Source organism: Mesorhizobium sp. EU05-FHT14A09, from assembly GCF_058790995.1.
Window position 1 is genome coordinate 43,431 of sequence record NZ_JBYTDF010000012.1, and the last position, 20,326, is coordinate 63,756.

Genomic DNA, 20,326 nt, shown 5'->3' on the forward strand with positions numbered 1-20,326 from the left:
ACAGGAATCGCGTCTGCCAGTTTCGCTTCCATCGGCGCGGTGTCGGCTGGAAGCGGAAACGTCGGATCCTTCGCCATCTACGTTTTCGCGGCCCGGCGCAAAGCAGAAATGGCGTCCTCCAACGGCCTTTCGCCATCGCAATAATCCGACCAGGCGGAAGTCTTGGAAAGCAGCCCCGGCACCGAGCGCAGGGTGAAGCGCTTTGGGTCGAGGTTCTTTCTGACCTGGCTCCATGTCAGCGGCATCGAGACGGTCGCACCATCCCGGGCGCGCGGCGACAAGGGCGCGACCGCGGTCGCCATCCTGTCGTTACGCAGGTAGTCGAGAAAGATCCGCCCCTGTCGAAGCTTCTTCGACATCTTGGTCAGATAGCGATCCGGACGTTCGGAAGCCATGACCATGCAAACGGCATGCGCGAACGCCTTGGCTTCGTCCCAGGTGGGTTTCCGGCGCTTTCCCACCTTGAGCGGCGTAACCACGTGCAAACCCTTGCCGCCAGTGGTCTTGCAGAACGTGACGAGCTTGAGCCGTTCGAGGTGTTCCTTCAATTCGTGCACGGCTTCGACAACAAGGTCGAACGGCACGTCAGGGGCGGGATCGATGTCGAACACCAGGCGACCCGGAACTTCCGGTTGATGCGGTTCGCAGTTCCACGGATGCAGCTCGACTGCGCCGAGCTGCGCGACCGCCGCCAAACCTTCTACGTTGACGATTTCCAGATAGGGTTTGCGGTCCCCGAAAACTTCGACCCGCTCGAGCAGGTTGGACGTGCCGGGCATGGCGTGACGCTGGAAGAATTTCTCCCCATTGATGCCATCCGGCGCGCGGATGATCGAGCACGGACGACCGCGGATATGGTCGATCATCCAAGGCCCGACGGCCTCATAATAGCGTGCCAGATCTTCCTTGGTAATTTCCTTGGTTCCGGCCTCGGCAGGCCATAGCACCTTGTCAGGGCTCGAAATCAGCACACCCATGACATTTGCCTTGCCACCACGCCGCGACGAACGCGATGTCGCAGGCGCAGGCTCGACAAGTTCTGTGGCTTGATCCGCAGGCTTTTCCGCCTCGACATCGCCGGCGGGTTTGTCTTCGCGCAAGCCTTTGTAGGCGGCCTGTCGTACCAGGCCATCGGCCGTCCATCCGGCAAATTCTATTTCAGCGACCAAGTCAGGCTTGACCCAGACGACCGTGTCGCCGCGCTTGGACACCAGTCCGCTGGTGAATGGCGAATGTGAAGTCTCCAACGGCTTGAGCGACGCAAGCAGCGCTTCTGCCTTTTTCCCGCCGAAGCCCGTGCCGACGCGGCCCGTGTAGACAAAGTTCTTGCCGCGATGCACGCCGACCAGGAGGGAGCGGAAGCGCCCTTGCGTGGTGGCGTATCCACCGATAACGACTTCATGTCCTGCCCGGCATTTGGACTTTGCCCAGGTCGTCGATCGTCCCGAAAAGTAAGGAGCTTTTGCCTCCTTCGAAATGATGCCCTCCAGCGAGAGGCGACAGGCGGATCGCAGGACCGCATCGCCGCCAGTCTCGAAATGCTCGACGAAACGGATGTTGTCGCTGTCGTCGAAGGCAGAAAGCATTTCCTGCAGGCGGGCCTTGCGCTCGGTCAGAGGGAGGGATCGCAAATCCTCGTTGCCATCGAAAAGCAGATCGAAGGCGAAGTAGACAAGATCTGTCGTCTTGCCTTCGCTGAGCGCTGCCTGCAGCGCCGCAAAATCGGGGGCGCCGTTGTGATCGAGCGCGCAGATTTCACCATCGATGATTGCATCGGGCAGATCTTTTGCCGCAGCAGCGATGGCCGGATACCGCCCAGTCCAGTCGAGGCCTTTGCGGGTCTTGAGGGTTACTTCCCCATCTGCGATGCGCATCTGGATGCGGTAGCCGTCAAATTTGATTTCATGTAGCCAGCCCTTGCCGTTCGGAGGGCGCGACAGCGTCTGGCAAAGCTGCGGTTCGATGAAAGCAGGTATCTCGGCATGTGAACCCGTCTTGCCGCGTGCGGCTTGGCGCTTCTCCGCCGCTAGTCCGGTCTTGCTGTCCCAGACAGCGTCGGCTTCAACGGCATTTGCCGCAAGCATGAAAGGTCTGGGTTTGCGGCCTTTGCCGGATTCGATCTCCTCCATCGAGCGACCGGAAGCCACCGAGGTTGCATTGTCTTCAAGAACTGCGGCGCCGTCCTTCTCGACCGATGTCTCGTCGCGATGCTTGATCAGCAGCCAGTTGTTACGCTTTCCCTTGAAGCGATCGCTGTCCATCCGCACCAGGACAAAGCTGCCTTTCAGGCGTTTTCCCTCAAGCTGGAACTTGAGATCGCCTTTTCGAAGCTGCTGCTCGAGCGAACCTTTGCCTTCTGGTTCCCAATAACCGCGGTCCCACAGCATGACGGTACCCCCGCCATACTGCCCTTTCGGAATAGTCCCTTCAAAATCGCCATACTCCAGCGGATGGTCCTCGACTTCGACGGCCAGGCGCTTGTCATGCGGGTCGAGCGACGGGCCTTTGGTCACCGCCCAGGATTTGAACACCCCACCCAATTCGAGCCGGAAATCGTAGTGAAGGCGGCTTGCATCGTGTTTCTGGATGACGAAGCGCAGGCGGTTCGATGCCTTGACGTCGAGGCTGCCACTCGGCTCCTGCGTCGCTTCGAAATCCCGCTTCGACTTGTAGGTAGAGAGTTTGTCAGTTGGCACGTTCCACCCCGCTCTGTTGCGAGAACTGCCAATGTCCAATGCGAAAGGAACGGCTCGGGTTCCGGGTTTTTGGCCGTCTCACGTTTCAAGCGTCCGGAACAAGCCGATATCGGTAGTGGTCGCGTATCCGCCGGTTGAAGAAGCGGCCTTTTGAAAAAGCCCTGCGAAACTCAGAATGGGTGCGCGCGGACACGCCTTCATAGTCGTACCGTTTGCCACTCGTCACAAACCAGACAGAAAGAACCTCTCGCTTCGGGTCGTATTCGAACTTGCGGATGGAGGTCGATGGCATGTTTCAACTCATGCAAAAACACATCTTCACTCCAAGCTTCGCGTGCCTGAATGGTTCCCGGTTTTGGAAACCAGGTGCTGAACAACAAACGCACCATCAAGGTGCTGTCGCGTTGTTCAAACGCTGCAGGTCGTGTCAACCGGGCCTGACGGTACGGTGAACAGGAAGCCTTTTTCCCGGTTTCTCTTCCTGGCCAACGAAACGGCAGACGAGCACCTTGTTCCGTCCGTCCTGCAGCGCCTCCTCCCGCGGCATCTGGTCGAACAGCAGTTTTTAGTTTTTCGGAACGCACCGCATTCTGGAGGGTTGCTGGAAACGATCTCCAACGCAAGACCAAGGAGTCTGATCATGCCGGGTGGCGAAAAATCCCAATATACCCACAAGCAGGAACGCAAGGCCGATCATAACGCCGACAGCTACGAAAAGCGGGGCGTTTCGGAAAAAGAAGCCGAACGCCGCGCCTGGGCTACGGTCAACAAGGATTACGGTGGCGGCAAAATGGAAGGTGGTTCGGGCCGCGGCAAACGTACCGGCCATCCGGCAGCCCATGAGGGTGGAGAAAAGGGCGGTCAAGCTTCCGCATCGCGATCGAAGGCGCAACGCTCGGCCTCAGCCAAAAAGGCGGCAGCCACCCGCAAGCGCAGCGCTGACCAGCACGCCCATCACTGACGGGGAAGCGGCGCTACCCCAGTCATCGTTTCACAACGCTAACTCAGACGGAACCGTATCATGGCCAATGAACAGGAATTTGCCGAGAAGTTTTGGAAATCGTTTCAATCCGACATGACCGCGATGGTCGGGACAGAAGCGGTTCACCCGAAGCCGATGACTGCGCAATTCGATGGTGATAGCAGGACAGTCTTCTTCTTCACCGCTAAAGATACCGACCTTGCCGAAAATGCGTCAACGCCGACGCATGCCACTTTGATCTATGCGGCAAAGGGGCACGATATCTTCGCAACCGTCGAGGGCACCCTGAAAACAGACAACGATCGCAGCCGGATCGATCGCCTGTGGAACCGCTACGTGGCTGCCTGGTTCGAGGGCGGCAAGGACGACCCTCGACTGTGCCTGCTCGCTTTCGAGCCGGGGCAAGCCGAAATCTGGAAAGATGCCTCAAGCGTCGTCGCCGGCGTCAAGCTTTTTCTCGGCATGGGCGATCCGAAGGAGGACTATCGGGACAAGGTTGCGACTGTGCGCCTCGACTAACTGCAGTCTCGTTGCGCCATGCCACGGCTTGGCTCGACGCTCTGCCGACAGTCCAGAGATCATCAAGTGGTGAGGAATGACGCCCGATGAACGTAGCCAATCTTCAGATCGAAGGGTTGTTGATGGCCCTTGCGGCCATCAATGGCGAACTGGTTCGCAAAGGCCTGATCTCTGTCGAGGACATCGATCTCGCTTTGCGCAAGATCGAAGCATCCCTCACTGGCGACGAACACCTCTTCGAGGATATGTCACCGTCGAACCGGGATGCGGTCTGCTTTCCCGTGCGGTTGCTCAGGCTCGCCAACACGGAGTCACGCAGGGCAACGCTGCCAACGTTTTCTGAACTCGCCAAGCAGGTTGGTCGGACCAAGGAGCCTTACAACGACCAAATGTGAGGGTGTGGTTGTCGAAAGAAGGAACGACTGAATTGCGCACGGCAAGCATCCTGACACATCTGGGAACGGCAACTGCCCGTCCATGGGCATTTCTGGTCCTGGTCGGCTATGCTGCGATGTGGCTCACCTTCGAAAGGGAGACTTTTGACTGGCATGGATTTGCCACGCTGGCGACCTGGGCCATGACACTCTTCATTCAGCGAGCAGAACATCGCGACACGCAGGCGCTGCAGGCAAAACTCGATGAATTGCTGCGCGCGAACTCCAAAGCGCAAGACCAACTGACGACGATCGACCAAGAGGAACCGGAAGAAATCGAACGGCAACGAAGGGCGGGAAACCGTTAGTTGCACACGCCGCCTACGTTGTGTGGAAAGCCAACGCCCACTGGGTCGGATTGAGAGGTGTACGCCAACTGCGGCGTAAGGGGAAAGCCGCGATCGGGAAGACTGTAGCGCACAGGAAGAAACACTACTTCTGAGGTGATCCTTGGAAGTGGTCCTGCTTCCAAAGGATCACAAGATGCGCGGCGACGGCTTTCCGGCTAAAAATATCATCTCCCTCTGACAGTGGCGGTCAGTGAAGGTGATTGGCAGACACATTGCGGCGTGGCGTCACCCGCTCCGGAACTGGACTCGGTCGACCTACGATGTCGAAATCGTCCGGCACGCTGTCGACGAACTCGCGACCCACGCGATACGCCCAGTACCCCAACACGATCGTGGCTAAAATCCGCAGCATGTGCTTCTCCTTAAGCTTTGGTGACAGTGTCCCCAAGACCTCCCTGCAGCAAAACGTCTCCGGACAGGACAGGTTTCAAAGAGTTGATCTGAAGCTCCGATGTCGGGGAGTTGCACACTCTTAGGGCACAAGCCTTGGAGGACAGCCGTTACAAAAATGTCGGCTGTGGCGGATGGAAGCGCCATCGGGAGCAGGCGATCGTTGCGTCATTGGAGTGCCCGACTTTCCCGGCTGCGGCTATAGCGCCACGCCCGCCGGTTTTGACTACACCTTCGACGGTTATGCCGAATTCCTGCTGCGCGTTGCCCAGCGCCTCGGGGTCGAGCGGTTTGTCATCTACCTCCATGATTTCGGCTCGCAGATCGGCCTGAGGCTCGCCATCGCCAGGCCCGAGATGATCGCCGGCTGCATCATCCAGAATGGCTACATCTACGAGGATGTGCTGGGCCCGAAATACGCGGCGCTCTAGGCTTATTGGGCAGACCCCTCCGAGACGCGCTACCGCGAAATCCGCGCCGCCATCACGCTCGAGCAATTCCGCGAAGAGTTCCTGAACGATGTCGCGGACAAGGACATCGCCGGCTCGATCCCGCCCGATCTGTGGCAGTTGCATTGGGCGCAGACCCCGCCGAGGCGCGCCGATATCTATGCTTCGATCATCGCGGGCCTACGGGAAAATATGGCCTGGTTCCCGCGCTACCAGGCCTATCTGCGCGAGCACCAGCCGCCGACACTGATCGCCTGGGGCCCGCATGACGGCTACATGCCAGAATCATCCGCGCGCCTATCTGCGCGACCTGCTCGAAGCCGAACTCCATCTGCTCGATGGCGGCCACTGGTTGCTGGAAACGCATCTCGGCGAAGTCGTCGACCTGACGCGCGCGTTTCTGCATCGTGTCTATCCTCGTTGATGCATTGAAAGGAACCAACGGACGCTGGATCGGTTTGCCGGTTTCATCAACCATTGCGAACCGGAGTTCATCCATGACGGATTTTCAGACCTTCATGAGCAGGCGCGATGCCGCGGCTACCGCTTATTGCCAAGGTGATGCGACGCCAGTGAATGCTCTTGTTGCGAGACACCATCTGGCTTCTTTTTTCGGACCCGACGGTGGAAATCTCCAAGGTGCGGAAAGCATCAAGGCTGCGTTCGCCAAGGGTGCAGCAGCCTTCGGTGCCGGCGGCAAAAGCCGGCTCGAAATAATCCATGCCCACGCAGACGGCGATGCCGCCTACTGGTGCGGTCTTCAGCACGCCGAAGTCGAGACGGGCGGCAAAAACGTACCGATGACGCTAAGGATCACGGAGCTCTTTCGGCGTGAGGATGGGGACTGGAAACTCGTCCATCGTCATGCGGACGTCGCCAAAACGGAGTGAGCGGCATTGGTTTCGACCGTCGCAAACAAGCCGGGCGGCAAATGAGCGATTTTTTCCAAGATTTCGAAATGCGCCATCTGCAGGTAGACGCCGGGCGGATTCGGCTGCGAATTGGTGGAAGCGGGCCGCCACTCCTCCTGCTCCACGGACATCCGCGAACGCATACGACCTGGTGGCGCCTGGCGCCACTGCTGGCCAAGGAGTTCACGCTGATATGTCCCGACCTGCCCGGGTTCGGCGCAAGCTACCAGCCCACCACAGCGGAGCAATCCTCCGGCCGTGCCAAGGCCGCAGCGCTGGCCCAGTGCATGCAGGCTCTCGGCTTTCCTGTTTTCGCGGTCGCCGGCCACGACCGCGGTTCTTATCGCGCCTTCCGCCTGGCCATGGATTTTCCCGACGCGGTGACAAAACTCGCGGTGCTCGATGGCGTCCCCATTTACGAGGCGCTGCAGAGGGCCGACTGGCATTTCGCAAAAAGCTGGTGGCACTGGTTCTTCTTCGCCCAGAGCGAAAAGGCAGAGGCAGCGGTCAACGGGTCACCCGACCTTTGGTATCCATGCGACCCGGTCGCAATGGGCCAGGATAATGCAGATGACTACCTGCAGGCGACACGGAACCCTGCCGTTGTCGGCGGCATGCTGGCCGATTACCGGGCCGGCCTCGCGTTCGACTACGACCACGACCGCATCGACTGGACGCCGGTCGAAAACTTGCCTGTCCCCTCGGCGTGTTCTGGTCAACCCGTGACGACATGGAGACGCTCTACGGCGACCCGACCCTGCCGTGGCGGGCGTGGACGGCGGAGAAAATCTCGGCATTCCCCATCGAGAGCGGCCACCATATGGCGGAAGAGGCCCCTGGCCAGCTCGCCGACAGCCTGCGGCGTTTTCTTGTCAGGGACGTGCGTTCGCCGGAACGGAAACAGGGCGTTGGTGTTGGCCCAAGGTTAAAAAGGAGGTGACATGAACTCGAAACTGCTCAGTGAAACGGCCGGCCAGCGGACCTTTGCGGTCGTTCTGGACCCAGGCGAAGAAGCCATTCAGGCACTGACGGCGTTCGCAGTCGAGAACGGGATTGCGGCAGCCTCGGTGACGGCCATCGGCGCCTTCGAACGCGCTACGGTCGGCTGGTTTGATTTTCCGTCGAAATCCTATCGCCATATCCCCGTGAACGAACAATGCGAAGTGTTGAGCGCTATCGGTGACATCGCCGTCGCCGACGACGGCAAGCCCGGACTGCACATTCACACCGTTCTGGGCATGAGCGACGGACACACGCGCGGCGGGCACCTGATGGATGGCATCGTTCGGCCGACGCTGGAAGTGATCGTGGTTGAGACGCCAGGCTATCTGCGCCGGACCAGGCGCAGGGAACTTGGAATATCCCTCATCGACTTGGGAAGCTGAAACAAAAAACGAGGCCCGGAACGGGCCCCGTCTCGCTCTCCTGCTACCAGCGTTCATTTCTTACTGCCAGTAAGGATCGACCTTGTAGTAGCTGTGGGAATCATCCCGGGCCCGCAAGCCATCCTGCTCCGTCAGTTCGTTGACTGAATAGGACGGCGCAGCCTGCAGCTGTTCCTTGTCATAGGGCACGACATAGCCTTCCTTGCCCTTGTCATAATCCAAAGAGGCCCACGGTATGGCGTGATATTTCTCACCGATGCCGAGGAAACCGCCGAAACCGATGACGGCAAACATGATGCCGTTGGAGGTCTTTTCCAGCATCACATCCTTGATGTCGCCAATGTGTTCACCGGCGGTGTTGTAGACGTTGGTGCCGATCACCCGGCTGGCCGGGATCGCTTCGGTATGGCCTGTTACGGTGGTCATCGTCATCTCCTTCATTGACTTTGGACGTCACAAAAACAAGCTCCGAAAACCAGCACGGTTCCAATTTTCTGCAACAGTCTGCCTGTTAGCCTGTCTGTCGCACGCGATCGACAGCCGCGCACTGCACCACAAGGCAACCCTTTAAAATTGCGAGGCAAATTGGTTCAGAGCAGTGAGTTTTTTGGAACCCGGCCGTTTTGCGCTCGTTGTCTTTCCGTGTTCAACAGACAAGGCAGAAGCAGATGAAACTCGCAACCACACTTCTCACAGTCTCCCTGCTCAGCGCCGGCTCGGCCTTTGCACAGACGGCGACGCCGGCGGCGGCCCCCGAACCGACGACAACGACCAAGGAACTTTTCACGGCGCCAGCCGGGACCGACGCCGGCACCGTCGGATCCATCCAGCCAAAGGAAGGCCAGATTCTGGCTTCGTCGTTCGTGGGCGAAACCGTTTATGAGAGCGAGAAGGCGGATGCCGCCACAGTCGGCAAGGTCAGTGACCTGGTGCTTGCCCCCGATGGCAAGATCGAGGCCATCGTGGTGGGCGTCGGCGGCTTCCTCGGCGTCGGCGAAAAGGATGTCGCCGTCAGTCCCGATCAGCTGAAGGCAGCGGTTCGCAGCGACGGCAAGACCTGGCTGATCATGAAGGCCAGCAAGGACCAGCTGAATGCCGCTCCAGCTTTTGATCGAAGCAAGCTTGCGGATGCTGCCTCGGGCGCCACTGGCGCCGGTAGCGGCGCGCCTGTGTCGCCTGCCCCTGCCCCTGCGCAATAACGCGCACTCTTTTGCTGAGAGAAGGTTGCCGGCCCTGACGGGCCGGCAACCTTCTTCGCATTCATGGGCGCGCCAGCTTGCTGGCCGCCGCTCGATAGGTACCGGAACGTTGCGGCTTCACAAACAGCGACGTCACTTCGGGGTGATGTCTCTTAATCTCGGCTTCGATGCGCTCTACTGCGAGTTCGATCTCCGACGCACGCAATTCATCGATGAATTCCAAGCTGAGGTTGGCGACCACCTGGCGAGGGGACAGATGAACGGTGATGACACCATTGGCGCGGTCGACTGCATCATCCCGGTCTGCGAGTGCCAGGATGGAACGCTGCAACTGCGGCGTTGCCGCCTCTCCGATCAGCAGTCCTTTGCTTTCGCGCGCAAGGACGATGGCGACGAACGCCAGGACAAGCCCGATCCCCACGGAGGCAACCCCATCCAGCTGCGGCGCGTCAAAATACTGGGCGGAAAAAATGCCTACAAAAGCGATCACGAGACCGATAAGTGCTGCGCTGTCTTCAAAGAGCACCGTGAAGGTGGTGGGATCCTTGCTCTCCAGAACCGCGTCGACGTAGTTGCCCGGGCCCTTTTCTTTTCGGAATTCCTTCAACGCGATCAACCACGATGTGCCCTCGAAGAGGACCGACACCGCTAACACCATATAGCTTATGAGCGGATCTTCTATTCGCTGCGGCCAAAGGATGTGCGTGACGCCTTCATAGATCGAGACACCGGCCCCTAGCGAAAAGATGAGCAGCGCCACGATGAAGGCCCAGAAATAGAGCTCCCTTCCATAACCAAGCGGATGGGCACGGTCGGCAGGATGCTCCGATCGCTTCAGTCCATACAGGAGAAGGCCCTGGTTGCCGGTGTCGACCAGCGAATGCACGCCTTCGCTCAGCATGGCTGAGCTCCCGGTCCAGGTAGCGGCCACGAATTTTGCGATCGCGATGCCGAGATTTCCGGCCAGCGCCGCGTATATCACCTTCCTGGACTGTGAAGCCATGCCTGCAACCCTGAACTCAGATTTTGAGGAACAGTGCTGCTGCCTTGCCGGTTCCCATGAAGTCCCATCATTGGAAAGGGCGAACGCCATCGTTCGAGCAGCGATCGTCGCCATTTTGGCATTGTTGGCGGTTTATCTTATTGTGGAGATAAACGAGGCGCCGTCAACGGAACAACCCGCATCGCACGCCCTGGGCCAGTCGCAATAGCAGGCTTGACCACATCGTTACCGGCTAACCTGCAAGTGCCTGAGCCAGGCCAGCGTGCGGACTTCGTCTGTTTCGAGAAATTCTTTCCGCCGCACAGGTCCCGAGGCTTTCAGTTGATCGGCAAGCTGCCCGCTTTCCCAGGACGTGATGATCTGGGGATGAATGTATCCGCTACGGCATACCGCACGCGTGTTGCCAAGTTTGGCGGCGACCTTGTCAATGACCTGGTTGCGCAATTGCGCCGTCTCTTTTTTGGTTTCCGGCAAAGGTGTGTGCGCAAACAGCGACAAGGCCTGCACCGTGGCGCCCCAGGTCCTGAAGTGTTTCGAGCTGAAGCCGCAGATGTCGCCGATATAGGCGTTGACCGCATGCGACGTGACCGAGGCGCGGTCAGCGTTGTCGTCGAGATATTGAAACAGGGTCTGGCCCGGCAGATCCTGCGTGTGACGAACGATCGCGGCAATACGACGATCCGCCAGTTTCAGCTTCCATTCCTTGCCGGACTTGCCCTTGAACATGAAGCGCAGGGTCGAGCCGACGATCTCGACATGCTTGTCGCGCAGCGTCGTGAGCCCGAAACTGCCATTGTCCCTGGCGTAGGCCCGATTGCCGATCCTGATCAGGGTGTTGTCGAGCAGCCAGACGATCACCGCCAACACCCGTTCCCGAGGCAGGCCATGCCGACGCAGATCACGATCCACTTGCTGTCGCATTGCAGGCAGGGCCTGCGCAAACGGGACCAGGCTCGAAAACTTCGCTTCATCGCGCATGCTGAGCCAATCAGGATGATAGAGATATTGCCGGCGGCCACGCGCATCCCTGCCGATGGCCTGGATGTGCCCCCTGTCATCGCGACAGATCCACACCTGCGTCCATGCCGGGGGTATCGCCAGCGAGCGAATGCGGTCATGGTCCGACGGACTGGTGACCTTACGGCCCTGGGCGTCCTCATAGCGAAATCCGCGTCCGGCCCTGCGCCGGCGGATCCCTGCTTCGCCCTCGGCAACATAGCGCAGCGCAATCGCGCGTGCCGCTTGCGCACCATCGCGCAACGCTTCCTTTGTCATCACCTGATCATTCAAGGACTGGTCCTCCCTCGCGCAGCAACTTTCCTGATCGCCGTGGGTTCCCGTTTTCAGTTTTTCGGAACCGGCACCTCGCGGTGCCGTTGGCCGCACACACATCGACAAAGCCAAGGAGGCTTCCGTGACGGCTGAGAAACAGGACAACACCGGCATACAAACCGCCCAAAAGCAGCGCGGCATCCAGAGCCAAGTCGACAGCAAGGAGGAGCAGGAGCGCTCGGCGGCCAAACCTCATGGAGCGATGCAGGCGGGTGGGCGCATCTATCCAGAACCGCCCTTCCCCGAACAGCATCTGGCCAAACCAGGCAAAGAAACGGACGTCGATCCCGCTCCGCTCTATGATGCGCCCTTTTACGTCGGCTCGCAGAAACTGGCGGGCAAGGTTGCGCTCATCACCGGTGGCGATTCCGGCATTGGTCGGTCCGTTGCGGTCCTGTTCGCCCGCGAAGGCGCTGACGTGGCAATCAGCTATCTTGCCGAACACAGCGACGCCGCCGCGACGAAGGCAGCCGTTGAGGCCGAAGGCAGACGCTGCATCCTTTTTCCCGGCGACGTGCGCAACCGCGAGAAATGCCAGGAAATCGTGCGTGAAACAGTCGAGCAGCTCGGACGTCTCGATGTCCTGATCAACAACGCCGCTTTCCAGATCCATGCAGCCGATATCGCCGACATCTCGGAAGAGCAGTTTGCGATGACGCTGCAGACCAATCTGCACGGTTACTTCTTCATGGCGCAGGCGGCAGTGGCCCAGATGGCTCCGGGTTCGGCAATCGTCAACACGGGTTCTGTGACCGGGATCGAAGGCAGCGCAGGCCTTCTCGATTATTCCATGACGAAAGGGGGCATACACGCCTTCACCAAAGCGTTGGCAGCCCACCTGATACCGCGCGGCATTAGGGTCAACGCCGTGGCACCAGGGCCGGTCTGGACTCCGCTCAACCCCGCCGACAAACCAGCGGACAAGGTCGCGACGTTTGGAGCGAACACACCGATGAAGCGCCCGGCACAGCCGGAAGAGATTGCTCCGGCCTATGTCTTTCTGTCGTCGCCGCATTGCTCCAGCTACATCACCGGCGAAATCCTCCCCATCGTTGGCGGTTACTGAAAAAGAAAAGGGTCTGCGCCTCCTCGGCGCAGACCCTTGTCGGCAGGCCACAGCCATGCCTATTCCTTGTGTTTTTCCTTGCCGCCCGAAATGGTCGACGACACGACCGCTGGCGGATCGCTGGCCGGGAAGCTGTCCTCAAGCCCCGACTGCAACTGTTCCTCCAGCGTTTCGGGATTTTCAGAGCGACCGGGCGTCCGGCGTGAGGCAATATCCTCAAGCAGGTGTTTGATATCGGGCGCCTCCTTGGCTTCTCGAACGAGCTGGTAGAGCTGTTCGATCGCGAACTCCTTGATCGAGGCAAAATCCGCCTGATCCTGGCCGTCATGTGCTTCGATCACTTCAACCATCGAACGTTCGAACGCATCCAGGCCCTTTCCACCTTGAAGTTTGGAAAGCTGCTGAAGGGCGGCCCGCAACAATTCGGGGGTGAACTGAAGGGTCGCAAGCATTCGCAAATGCTCGATCTGTTCAGGGGTCTTGGTCGCCAGATTGGTCATGTGACTGCACCTCAGAGGAGTTTCTAGTTGCTGCTGGGCTCGCCCTGCGTAATTGGCGGTGTCACCTCACCATCCGCACTTTTACGCCCGTAGATCTCGACGGCGCCCCAGGCGATCACTGCCAGCAGCAGACTGACGATCAGGATCCACAGCACGTGGGTGCCTCGGCGCCCCTGCTTGGCTTTTTCTTCAGGAATCTTCTTGAGCATCGTGATGCTCCTTTGCGTCAGATGCGTCCCAGCACCATCAGGACGACGACAATGACAAGCAGCAGCGAAATCCCTCCGCCGCCGTAGTAGCCGGTTCCATAAAATGGACCGCCACCCAGACCGCTGAACCCGCCAAGCAAAATCAGGATCAAAATGATAACAAGAATTGTACCCAGTGGCATTGTTCCCTCCTTGTGAAAACTCAGGAGAACGAACGTGCCGACGCCACTGCCGTTCCAATTATTTCAGTTGAACGGAACTTGCCGGCGGCGGACTGGGTATCAAAACTTCATGCTGAGATCCGCCCGCACGCCATGATCCCCGGTCTTGGAACCGGCCTGGCCGCGATAGGACAGCCCGAGCGTCGCCTGCGGCGTGATGGCGAAGTCGAGCCCGGCTTCGATGACGGCGGCATCCCTGGCGATCGGCGCACCGGCGATGGTGAAGGCGCTCGAGCCGGTGAAAGCCTGGCTGATGGCAGGCGTGAGACCACCATAGGCATGGCGCCAGCCGATCATGCCGCGCGCGGTCGCCTTTGCTGAACCGATCTCGAAACCGGTCGAAGCACGGATGCCGAGCGTCGTGAAGGTGTTGTCGTTGGAACCGCCGTGGACGCTGAGCGCCGATGCGCCGCCTTGCTCGGCAAAGCCATTGGCGTGGACGTTGACATAGGCGAGGTTGGCGAAGGGCTCGAAGGCGACAGCGCCTGCCTTTCGGCTGTAGCCGAGTTCACCGAAGACCTGCGTGGTGCCGGCGCGGTGGGAGCCGGTCAGGCTGTCGCTGAAACCGGGGAAGGTAACCTGCCGGCTCGTATCGATCTCGCTCCATGTGTAGGCAAGACCGGAGCGCAACGCGAGCGGCCCCCACTCAGCACCGCCATAGACGCCGAGATGGTAGTTGTCGCTCGAAGCCGATGACCTGCGATCATCGACCTTGAAGGACGACTGGCTGTAGCCGGCAAGGAAGCCGAGACGAACGTTGTCGGTGACAAGGCCATCAACGCCAGTGACGAAACCACCGATCGAACGCGACAGCTTCGTGGCGTTGCCGTCGCCACCGAAATGGCCCCACGAGCCGAACACCGAGCCCCAGGCGCCGTAGCGCTCGGAAGCGGCCGAAGCCGTCGTCATCTCTTTCGCGTCGTCGCCATAGCCCATCAGCGGCTCGCCGCCGACGGTTTCAAAGGCCGAGCGCAGGCGGTCGTTGATGGCGTCGCGCACGAAGCGGCTGTCTTCGAGCAAACCGGTCACCGTCGAGGCATGGACCTCACCCGAAAGGCTGTCGAAAGCCGAACGGGCTTCATCGGCCGACAGCACCAGCAGCGTGTTGTAGAGCGCCAGCGGCGCACCGCTTTGCTGCAGCGTGTCAAGCGCACCAGCCGTCTGCTTCTGGTTGTCGGTGTTAGCGGCTTTGCTGAAAACCGGCCCTGTTTCCTTCAAGGCAATCTTCAGGTCGACCGCATTCGCGCTTTGCAAAAGAGTCGCATCGAGGAAGGCCGAGCGGGCCAGTACGGCCGGATCGAAGCTGCCGGTAATGCCACCCGCTGCGGTGAGGATCGTGTAGCTCTGGCCATCCTGGTAGCTGGTCTTCGCGTCGAGCGCCGTAACCGCGACCGTGCCGCCGCCGAGCGTTGCCTTACCGGTGGCGGCGATGCGGTCGCTGGTGCCATTGCCTGCGATCTCGACCTCGTAAGTCGAGCCTGCGGCCAGGGCAACTGTGCCGGCGATATCCAGCGTGCCGACCGAGTTTCCGGGCGCGATCGTACCCGCGACGGTGACCACTCCGATCGTGCCAGTTCCCTGCAGGCGACCACCTGCCTGGACCTGTACTGTCCCGCCAAGCTTGCCGTCCACCGCCAGGACGCCGTCGTCGACGGATGTGGCTCCTCCGAAGGCAGAGCTGTCGCCGGTGAGCCGAAGAAAGCCATCCCCTTCCTTGGCGAACCTGCCCGCGCCGGACATCGCGCCGGCAAAGGTGCTGCTGGACACCTGTTTGAAACGGACGGTAGCGCCGGGACTGATCGAAACGTCGCCTGCAAACCTGTCTGCGGAGGACGTGAGACTTCCCGCTTCCACCGCCCAGTCGAGCAGCGACGCCCCCGTCAGTGTGAGGTCGCCGGGACCGCGCTTGACCATGGTGCCCTTCAGGCCGTCGAGACCAACGACATTGCCAGCAAAACTGGCATCCCAGGATTGATCGAGCACAATGGTCCCGGCGTTGCCGATATTGCCCGAGATCGAGCTGGAATTGGCGATCAGCGTGCCTGCCTGGACCTGTGTGTTGCGATAACCTGCCGGGCCGCCGAGTACGAGCGAGCCTGATCCTTGCTTGATCAGGTCGCCAGCACCCGCGATCGCCCCCTGCAAGCCCAGCGTGACGCCGCTGGCAACATCAAACACGCCACTCTGGGCGAGCGTGATCGATCGTGTCGTATCGAAGCCAGATGTGGTCTTCAGCGTCCCCCCGCTGAAGAGCAACGCGCTTGCGCCCGCCCCCAGATTTTCGTCTCGCGACACCTGCAGTGTTCCAGCGCGCAGTTCGGTACCGCCTGAATAGCTGTTGATCCCCTCCAGAACCAGTGTCCCGTAATCGTTCTTGATGAGTTTGGTGGCCCCTGACAGTTCGGACGCAATCGTGGCCGTTGTTCCGGCTCCCGATATGGCGCCATTGCCGACACGGACGATGCTTTCTCCGCCACCGCCTCGGAGTTCGATCCCGTCACCCTCTATGCGGTAACCGTCGGTCGAGATCTGCAAGCCGGTGACACTGACCGCACCGGCTCTGTCATCGACCGTAACGACACCTGCGGCGCCCTGGAATATCGCAAAAGCGGGCATAGGCTTGAAACGACCGTTGATGACGCCGGTCTGGTCAGTCCAGTTGTTGCCCAGAGCCTGCCAGTCGCCAGAGCCTCCGTCGATCTGGCCGTTGCCGTGAAGGGATGGATTTCCACCATCCCAGAACCCCAGCGTCGCCCCGGCAGAAGAAACAAGGTTGATCTGCCCGGCGACGGCCGTTTGCACCGTCAAGTCCCCAGATGCCACGCCGACGGGCTTGGCGCCAATTTCCAACCCCCGATCCGTGAGCGTTCCGCGATAGGTCATCAACTGATAGACCCCTGCGCCAAAGCCGCCAGCATCCGAAATATTGAGCGTTCCATCGAGAGTGAGATTGCCGCCGATGCTGAACAAGGGCGCCGCACTGGTTGACCCAAGACTGATATCGACGACCGATCCCGAGATCAGAGACAGGCTGCCGCCGATTGCAAGCGTCGCTCCGGCTTGTCCCTTCAATGTGCCACCATAGACCTGGACCGCCCCGGCAATGGTTCCACGCCCAGACAGGCTGCCGCTTCCGACATCGACGAGGCCACTGGCGATGGATCCGTCAACGACGAGCGCACCGGCGTTCACCAGGAACGCCGATTGAGAATCGCTGATCCCGGTCAGGACGAGCTTTCCGGTCCCCGCTTTGGTGAATCGATAGGAAGCCGGGAACCCTGGTCTTGCGGGGTCTCCGCCCGAGATGTTGCCGTCGAAGGTGAAATCGTTGTTGCTTGCGACTGTGAGTCCCAGGTCTCCAGCATAGGTGATGTCCACCAGCCCGGCGCCGGTCAGCTCGCCGATGGTCTCGCCCTTCTGGAACGCAACAACGGCACCTGCGTCGACGGTGATGCGCGCGGAGTCAGGGATTGCCCTGTTGGATTGCCCAGCCCAGTTGTCCACCCACAATCTGCCTTCCCTGACGTGGACGTCGCCAGCAAAACTGTTGTCGCCATAGAGGCTGAGGGTACCGAGCCCCGCCTTGGTGAACCCGCCCGGACCACTGACTGCCCGGTTCAGCGAGGCGTTCTGATAACGGTCAACATCGAAGGTGACATCGCCTGTGATGTGCACCGCCCCGATCGATTGCCAGGGCGATGTGGCGAAGCTGAGGGTGGTTCCGGCTGCCATCATGACTTGGCCGCTGCCCAGGGCACGATCATTGAGAACCCTCAGGGTTCCGGACCGGATGGTCGTTCCCCCGGTGAACGTGTTTGTCCCAGCCAGTTCAAGCCGGCCCTGGCCATCCTTGATGAGCCGGCTGTTACCGGAGATGACAGCCGCGATATTTGCCGTCATCGATTGGGATGCAGCCGCAGCATCCCCCACGCTGACGATGGTTGCGCCATTCGCTCCCCGGAGCAGGAGCGCATCGCCGACGATACGATACCCATCGACGGCAAATTGCATGCCGGTGACGCCAACCGCTCCCTGGCCATTGTCCACCGTCACCGTTCCGGCGGAGCCCTGGAACACCGCAAAGGCCGGATTTGGAGCAAAACCGGTGCTGGAAGAGCCGGCCTGGTCGGTCCAATGTCTGTCGAGCGGACCCTGTCCAGCCGTCCACGTTCCGGAGCCGCCGTCCACCATCCCGTTTCCGTGCAAGGCTGAATTGCCGCCATCCCAGAACACAGACTGAGCTGATGCGGGCAGAGTACCAGGTGTCAGCGCAAGGGCCGACGCGCCGGCCAGAAGCACCGCCGACGCTTTCCGGCATCGAAAGGGGAGGATCTGAAAACCTGAACCTGCCGGTGCCGCCACGCCGAATGTCACCCAAAGTGTTTCAATGGGTGATGGTTATTGCGCACTGACAGGCGCGTTCACCAATCCAAACTTTGCACCATTCCGGATTTTTGGGTTGCATGGCAAAGGCATCGCTGGCAGCGAAACGCATGATGAGAAGCCACGCAAAGTTCACAGCGGCCGTCGCGCACTATTGCGAAACGATGATCGAGCCTTCGTCATCCAGTTGGCCACTGAGAAAACTTCTCAATCAGTTCGACCGCTATTACGCTGCCTATATGCTCATCTGGAATTATTACGGGTGGACAGAGGAAGGCACCCCGTCCCCGACCCTCGCCCGTCTCAAAGCCGTTTCGGGACTCAGCCCTCGCCAATTGACGAGCTTCGTTACGGTCCTCAAACAGGCCGGGCTGGTATCCGCCGAACCGGAGGTCGCAAATCGCCGTCGCTCGATCCTGCGCCCTCAATCGCTACTGATAGAGGAGATCAGCCGCTCCTGTGTCGCTTTCCTCGCAGCACATGATCACATTCACGACGGAGATCTGGCACGGATTGCCGCAGCTTCCCCTGATGGCCTTGGCCGAATGATCTGGGCTTCCGCGCGCCAGATCCTGTCTTCCGGCACCGTTATCGCGCCGTTTCCAACTGTCCTTGCCATGGCGGGCTACGATGGCGGCTATCCCGTACTGACCGCGATCATGGCCGATCATTATCGGCGCAGCAGCGGTAAGCCGCGGATTGCGCTTGGCTACGCCGCGTTGGCCGAACGATTCCAGGTGTCGCGCTCACATGTCGGAAATGTCCTTGCCTGGCTGCACCAGACTGGAGCAATCGGGCCTGATCGCGCAGCAAGCGGCGCCCTTGTCGACGAATTCGAACAGTGGAGCATTTCCGAGATGGATCACTACGCTCGTTTGGTCAGTTCGCTTCCGCGGCAAGGCCGGCCGGGTCCGGATCGGAGCCCTGATGGCCGTGACAGTGACTAGCCTGCCTTGCGCCGGGGCGATTTGGCATCGCCATTTTTTGCCGCATCTTCGCCTTTGGCGCTGCGACGGAACGCCTCCATCAGGTCGATGACCTTGCCTTCGCGCCGGCGCTTCGGTGGCTTGATCTCCCGACCGGCGATCTTTGCTTTGACCAATTCGGCAAGAGCCGCGTCATAACGATCGTCAAACCGCGCCGGATCAAACGCGCCAGCTTTGGATTTCATGATGTGCTTGGCGAGATCCAGCATCTCCTTGTCGATCTTACGATCAGGAACCTTCGCGAATGCCTTTTCGGGCGACCGGATTTCGTAGTCGAAATGCAGGGTATTGGCCGACAGGCCCTTTCCATCGGCGCGTATCGCCACTGTGCGCAACCGCCGAAACAGCACCGTCTCGGCCAGCGCTACCGCTTTTTCCGCCGCCAGACTGTCTCGGATGGCGGCGAACGCATCAGCCGCGCCATGATCAGGGCCGAGATAATAAGGGCGATCGAAGAAGACCAGATCGATATCGTCTGATTTGACGTAGCGCCTCACCGAAAGCGTCTTGTCGCTATCCGGTACAAGCTCGGCGATTTCCTCGGCTTCCATCGTGACAAAGGTGTCGTTGCCGAGATCGAACCCTTTTACCTGGTTGTCGTCAGCCACCGGCTTACCGCTTTCCTCATCGACATATTCACGCCGAACGCGGTTTCCCGTCTTGCGGTTGACGATGTGGAAGGAGACGCGTTCCGCGCTGGATGCAGCGGCATAGAGCGCCACGGGGCATTCGAGATCGCCGAGTTTCAAATCGCCTTTCCACAGAGCGCGAGGAGCCATGTTCTATCTCCTGCGGTCTGACGGATCAGGTTTCATCGAAACGCCCGCCTTCACGGGAGGGATTTCGGCTGATCGCGGCTTCCTCGGCGTCATCGGGCAAGGCCTCATCACTTTCCTGGTAAGCATTGTCGTCATCTTCCTCCTCGACATCGCCGCTGATTTCGCCACTGCCGCGCGGCTCCACCATTTCGGTGTCGGATGGAATATTGCGGTTGCTCGAAGCATCGGAGGCGATCAGCGGACCGAGCGCAGATGCAGTGTCGGCCATCATCGCGATCGCCTGTCTCTTCACCATATCATCATCATCCAGCCAGTGATCGGAGCGGAAACCGACCGTGATGAACTGCCCATCGGCTCCCTGAAACCGAACACGGTAGCCGTAGGCGTCACCACCTTCCATCTGGGTGGAAACTTCCGTGCGTCGAACAAGCATTCGAACCTCCTTTGACTGGAGTTATGCAAGGTCAACGCCGCTCTGGTGCCGACGTTCCTGTTTTTTCATCCGCGCGGCGGCCCGCGCTGTCGACAAGCA

Annotated in this window: 20 protein-coding genes and 2 pseudogenes; 11 read left to right on the forward strand and 11 right to left on the reverse strand. The window is 60.1% G+C overall.

Features of this window, described 5'->3' with window-relative positions:
• Positions 1-77 precede the first annotated feature (77 nt).
• Both ligD and AC3WTO_RS27740 read right to left on the reverse strand, forming a co-directional pair.
• Positions 78-2,696: a DNA ligase D gene (ligD, locus tag AC3WTO_RS27735; RefSeq protein ID WP_492464257.1), complete on the reverse strand. Its 2,619-nt coding sequence runs from the start codon at positions 2,694-2,696 to the stop codon at positions 78-80.
• Between the two features lie 85 nt (positions 2,697-2,781).
• Positions 2,782-2,988, reverse strand: coding sequence for a KTSC domain-containing protein (locus AC3WTO_RS27740; protein ID WP_492464256.1), 207 nt, complete (start codon positions 2,986-2,988; stop codon positions 2,782-2,784).
• 348 nt (positions 2,989-3,336) lie between these two features.
• Here AC3WTO_RS27740 and AC3WTO_RS27745 point away from each other — a divergent pair, with 348 nt between their 5' ends.
• From AC3WTO_RS27745 to AC3WTO_RS27780, 8 genes and pseudogenes are all read left to right on the forward strand, one after another.
• Complete coding sequence (locus AC3WTO_RS27745) at positions 3,337-3,657, forward strand: plasmid stabilization protein (protein ID WP_492464310.1); 321 nt, start codon at positions 3,337-3,339, stop codon at positions 3,655-3,657.
• 60 nt (positions 3,658-3,717) lie between these two features.
• Positions 3,718-4,197: a pyridoxamine 5'-phosphate oxidase family protein gene (locus tag AC3WTO_RS27750; RefSeq protein WP_492464255.1), complete on the forward strand. Its 480-nt coding sequence runs from the start codon at positions 3,718-3,720 to the stop codon at positions 4,195-4,197.
• Between the two features lie 86 nt (positions 4,198-4,283).
• On the forward strand, positions 4,284-4,592 hold the full coding sequence (locus tag AC3WTO_RS27755) for a hypothetical protein (protein WP_492464254.1): 309 nt from the start codon (positions 4,284-4,286) through the stop codon (positions 4,590-4,592).
• Positions 4,593-4,600: 8 nt separating this feature from the next.
• Complete coding sequence (locus AC3WTO_RS27760) at positions 4,601-4,939, forward strand: low affinity iron permease family protein (protein ID WP_492464253.1); 339 nt, start codon at positions 4,601-4,603, stop codon at positions 4,937-4,939.
• A gap of 608 nt (positions 4,940-5,547) precedes the next feature.
• Positions 5,548-6,244: pseudogene (locus AC3WTO_RS27765) on the forward strand (alpha/beta fold hydrolase); the annotation flags it as partial.
• A 73-nt stretch (positions 6,245-6,317) separates the two neighbouring features.
• Entirely contained in the window at positions 6,318-6,710 is a 393-nt protein-coding gene (locus tag AC3WTO_RS27770; RefSeq protein WP_492464252.1) for a YybH family protein, read from the forward strand.
• Between the two features lie 41 nt (positions 6,711-6,751).
• Positions 6,752-7,671, forward strand: a pseudogene (locus AC3WTO_RS27775) (alpha/beta fold hydrolase).
• A 1-nt stretch (position 7,672) separates the two neighbouring features.
• Positions 7,673-8,116, forward strand: coding sequence for a PPC domain-containing DNA-binding protein (locus tag AC3WTO_RS27780; RefSeq protein ID WP_492464251.1), 444 nt, complete (start codon positions 7,673-7,675; stop codon positions 8,114-8,116).
• A 60-nt stretch (positions 8,117-8,176) separates the two neighbouring features.
• On the opposite strand, the gene AC3WTO_RS27785 is transcribed toward AC3WTO_RS27780, so the two are convergent.
• The gene (locus AC3WTO_RS27785; protein ID WP_492464250.1) at positions 8,177-8,542 is read right to left on the reverse strand and encodes a PRC-barrel domain-containing protein; all 366 of its coding nucleotides are present in this window, start codon (positions 8,540-8,542) and stop codon (positions 8,177-8,179) included.
• A gap of 242 nt (positions 8,543-8,784) precedes the next feature.
• On the opposite strand from AC3WTO_RS27785, the gene AC3WTO_RS27790 reads away from it, so the two are divergent.
• A complete protein-coding gene (locus tag AC3WTO_RS27790; protein ID WP_492464249.1) occupies positions 8,785-9,315 on the forward strand; it encodes a PRC-barrel domain-containing protein in 531 nt (176 codons plus the stop codon).
• Between the two features lie 61 nt (positions 9,316-9,376).
• On the opposite strand, the gene AC3WTO_RS27795 is transcribed toward AC3WTO_RS27790, so the two are convergent.
• Both AC3WTO_RS27795 and AC3WTO_RS27800 read right to left on the reverse strand, forming a co-directional pair.
• Complete coding sequence (locus AC3WTO_RS27795; protein ID WP_492464309.1) at positions 9,377-10,318, reverse strand: cation diffusion facilitator family transporter; 942 nt, start codon at positions 10,316-10,318, stop codon at positions 9,377-9,379.
• A gap of 225 nt (positions 10,319-10,543) precedes the next feature.
• Positions 10,544-11,839, reverse strand: coding sequence for a DNA topoisomerase IB (locus AC3WTO_RS27800; protein WP_492464248.1), 1,296 nt, complete (start codon positions 11,837-11,839; stop codon positions 10,544-10,546).
• Positions 11,840-11,852: 13 nt separating this feature from the next.
• On the opposite strand from AC3WTO_RS27800, the gene AC3WTO_RS27805 reads away from it, so the two are divergent.
• Complete coding sequence (locus AC3WTO_RS27805) at positions 11,853-12,716, forward strand: SDR family oxidoreductase (RefSeq protein ID WP_492464247.1); 864 nt, start codon at positions 11,853-11,855, stop codon at positions 12,714-12,716.
• Between the two features lie 59 nt (positions 12,717-12,775).
• Here the strand turns inward: AC3WTO_RS27805 and AC3WTO_RS27810 are convergent, their stop codons facing one another.
• From AC3WTO_RS27810 to AC3WTO_RS27825, 4 genes are all read right to left on the reverse strand, one after another.
• The gene (locus AC3WTO_RS27810; protein ID WP_492464246.1) at positions 12,776-13,216 is read right to left on the reverse strand and encodes a hypothetical protein; all 441 of its coding nucleotides are present in this window, start codon (positions 13,214-13,216) and stop codon (positions 12,776-12,778) included.
• A gap of 23 nt (positions 13,217-13,239) precedes the next feature.
• Entirely contained in the window at positions 13,240-13,425 is a 186-nt protein-coding gene (locus AC3WTO_RS27815; RefSeq protein WP_129413107.1) for a hypothetical protein, read from the reverse strand.
• 17 nt (positions 13,426-13,442) lie between these two features.
• A complete protein-coding gene (locus AC3WTO_RS27820; protein WP_129413106.1) occupies positions 13,443-13,607 on the reverse strand; it encodes a DUF3309 family protein in 165 nt (54 codons plus the stop codon).
• A 99-nt stretch (positions 13,608-13,706) separates the two neighbouring features.
• Complete coding sequence (locus AC3WTO_RS27825; protein WP_492464245.1) at positions 13,707-17,837, reverse strand: autotransporter outer membrane beta-barrel domain-containing protein; 4,131 nt, start codon at positions 17,835-17,837, stop codon at positions 13,707-13,709.
• A 272-nt stretch (positions 17,838-18,109) separates the two neighbouring features.
• On the opposite strand from AC3WTO_RS27825, the gene AC3WTO_RS27830 reads away from it, so the two are divergent.
• Positions 18,110-18,976, forward strand: coding sequence for a hypothetical protein (locus AC3WTO_RS27830; protein WP_492464244.1), 867 nt, complete (start codon positions 18,110-18,112; stop codon positions 18,974-18,976).
• Here AC3WTO_RS27830 and ku read toward each other — a convergent pair.
• Together ku and AC3WTO_RS27840 are read right to left on the reverse strand one after the other, a co-directional pair.
• On the reverse strand, positions 18,973-19,794 hold the full coding sequence (gene ku, locus AC3WTO_RS27835) for a non-homologous end joining protein Ku (protein WP_492464243.1): 822 nt from the start codon (positions 19,792-19,794) through the stop codon (positions 18,973-18,975). The genes AC3WTO_RS27830 and ku overlap by 4 nt on opposite strands.
• A gap of 25 nt (positions 19,795-19,819) precedes the next feature.
• Positions 19,820-20,227, reverse strand: coding sequence for a hypothetical protein (locus AC3WTO_RS27840; RefSeq protein ID WP_492558462.1), 408 nt, complete (start codon positions 20,225-20,227; stop codon positions 19,820-19,822).
• Positions 20,228-20,326 lie beyond the last annotated feature (99 nt).

What these genes read in the sequence shown, in the direction of transcription:
- AC3WTO_RS27805 (WP_492464247.1), top strand. Translation starts at nt 11,853, where the DNA reads ATGCAGGCGGGTGGGCGCATCTATCCAGAACCGCCCTTCCCCGAACAG.
- AC3WTO_RS27745 (WP_492464310.1), top strand. Translation starts at nt 3,337, where the DNA reads ATGCCGGGTGGCGAAAAATCCCAATATACCCACAAGCAGGAACGCAAG.
- AC3WTO_RS27810 (WP_492464246.1), bottom strand. Translation starts at nt 13,216, where the DNA reads ATGACCAATCTGGCGACCAAGACCCCTGAACAGATCGAGCATTTGCGA.
- AC3WTO_RS27740 (WP_492464256.1), bottom strand. Translation starts at nt 2,988, where the DNA reads ATGCCATCGACCTCCATCCGCAAGTTCGAATACGACCCGAAGCGAGAG.
- AC3WTO_RS27840 (WP_492558462.1), bottom strand. Translation starts at nt 20,227, where the DNA reads ATGCTTGTTCGACGCACGGAAGTTTCCACCCAGATGGAAGGTGGTGAC.
- ku (WP_492464243.1), bottom strand. Translation starts at nt 19,794, where the DNA reads ATGGCTCCTCGCGCTCTGTGGAAAGGCGATTTGAAACTCGGCGATCTC.
- AC3WTO_RS27755 (WP_492464254.1), top strand. Translation starts at nt 4,284, where the DNA reads ATGAACGTAGCCAATCTTCAGATCGAAGGGTTGTTGATGGCCCTTGCG.
- AC3WTO_RS27825 (WP_492464245.1), bottom strand. Translation starts at nt 17,837, where the DNA reads ATGGTGGACGGCGGCTCCGGAACGTGGACGGCTGGACAGGGTCCGCTC.
- AC3WTO_RS27780 (WP_492464251.1), top strand. Translation starts at nt 7,673, where the DNA reads ATGAACTCGAAACTGCTCAGTGAAACGGCCGGCCAGCGGACCTTTGCG.
- AC3WTO_RS27770 (WP_492464252.1), top strand. Translation starts at nt 6,318, where the DNA reads ATGACGGATTTTCAGACCTTCATGAGCAGGCGCGATGCCGCGGCTACC.
- AC3WTO_RS27830 (WP_492464244.1), top strand. Translation starts at nt 18,110, where the DNA reads ATGGCAAAGGCATCGCTGGCAGCGAAACGCATGATGAGAAGCCACGCA.
- AC3WTO_RS27820 (WP_129413106.1), bottom strand. Translation starts at nt 13,607, where the DNA reads ATGCCACTGGGTACAATTCTTGTTATCATTTTGATCCTGATTTTGCTT.
- AC3WTO_RS27790 (WP_492464249.1), top strand. Translation starts at nt 8,785, where the DNA reads ATGAAACTCGCAACCACACTTCTCACAGTCTCCCTGCTCAGCGCCGGC.
- AC3WTO_RS27785 (WP_492464250.1), bottom strand. Translation starts at nt 8,542, where the DNA reads ATGACCACCGTAACAGGCCATACCGAAGCGATCCCGGCCAGCCGGGTG.
- AC3WTO_RS27795 (WP_492464309.1), bottom strand. Translation starts at nt 10,318, where the DNA reads ATGGCTTCACAGTCCAGGAAGGTGATATACGCGGCGCTGGCCGGAAAT.
- AC3WTO_RS27750 (WP_492464255.1), top strand. Translation starts at nt 3,718, where the DNA reads ATGGCCAATGAACAGGAATTTGCCGAGAAGTTTTGGAAATCGTTTCAA.
- AC3WTO_RS27815 (WP_129413107.1), bottom strand. Translation starts at nt 13,425, where the DNA reads ATGCTCAAGAAGATTCCTGAAGAAAAAGCCAAGCAGGGGCGCCGAGGC.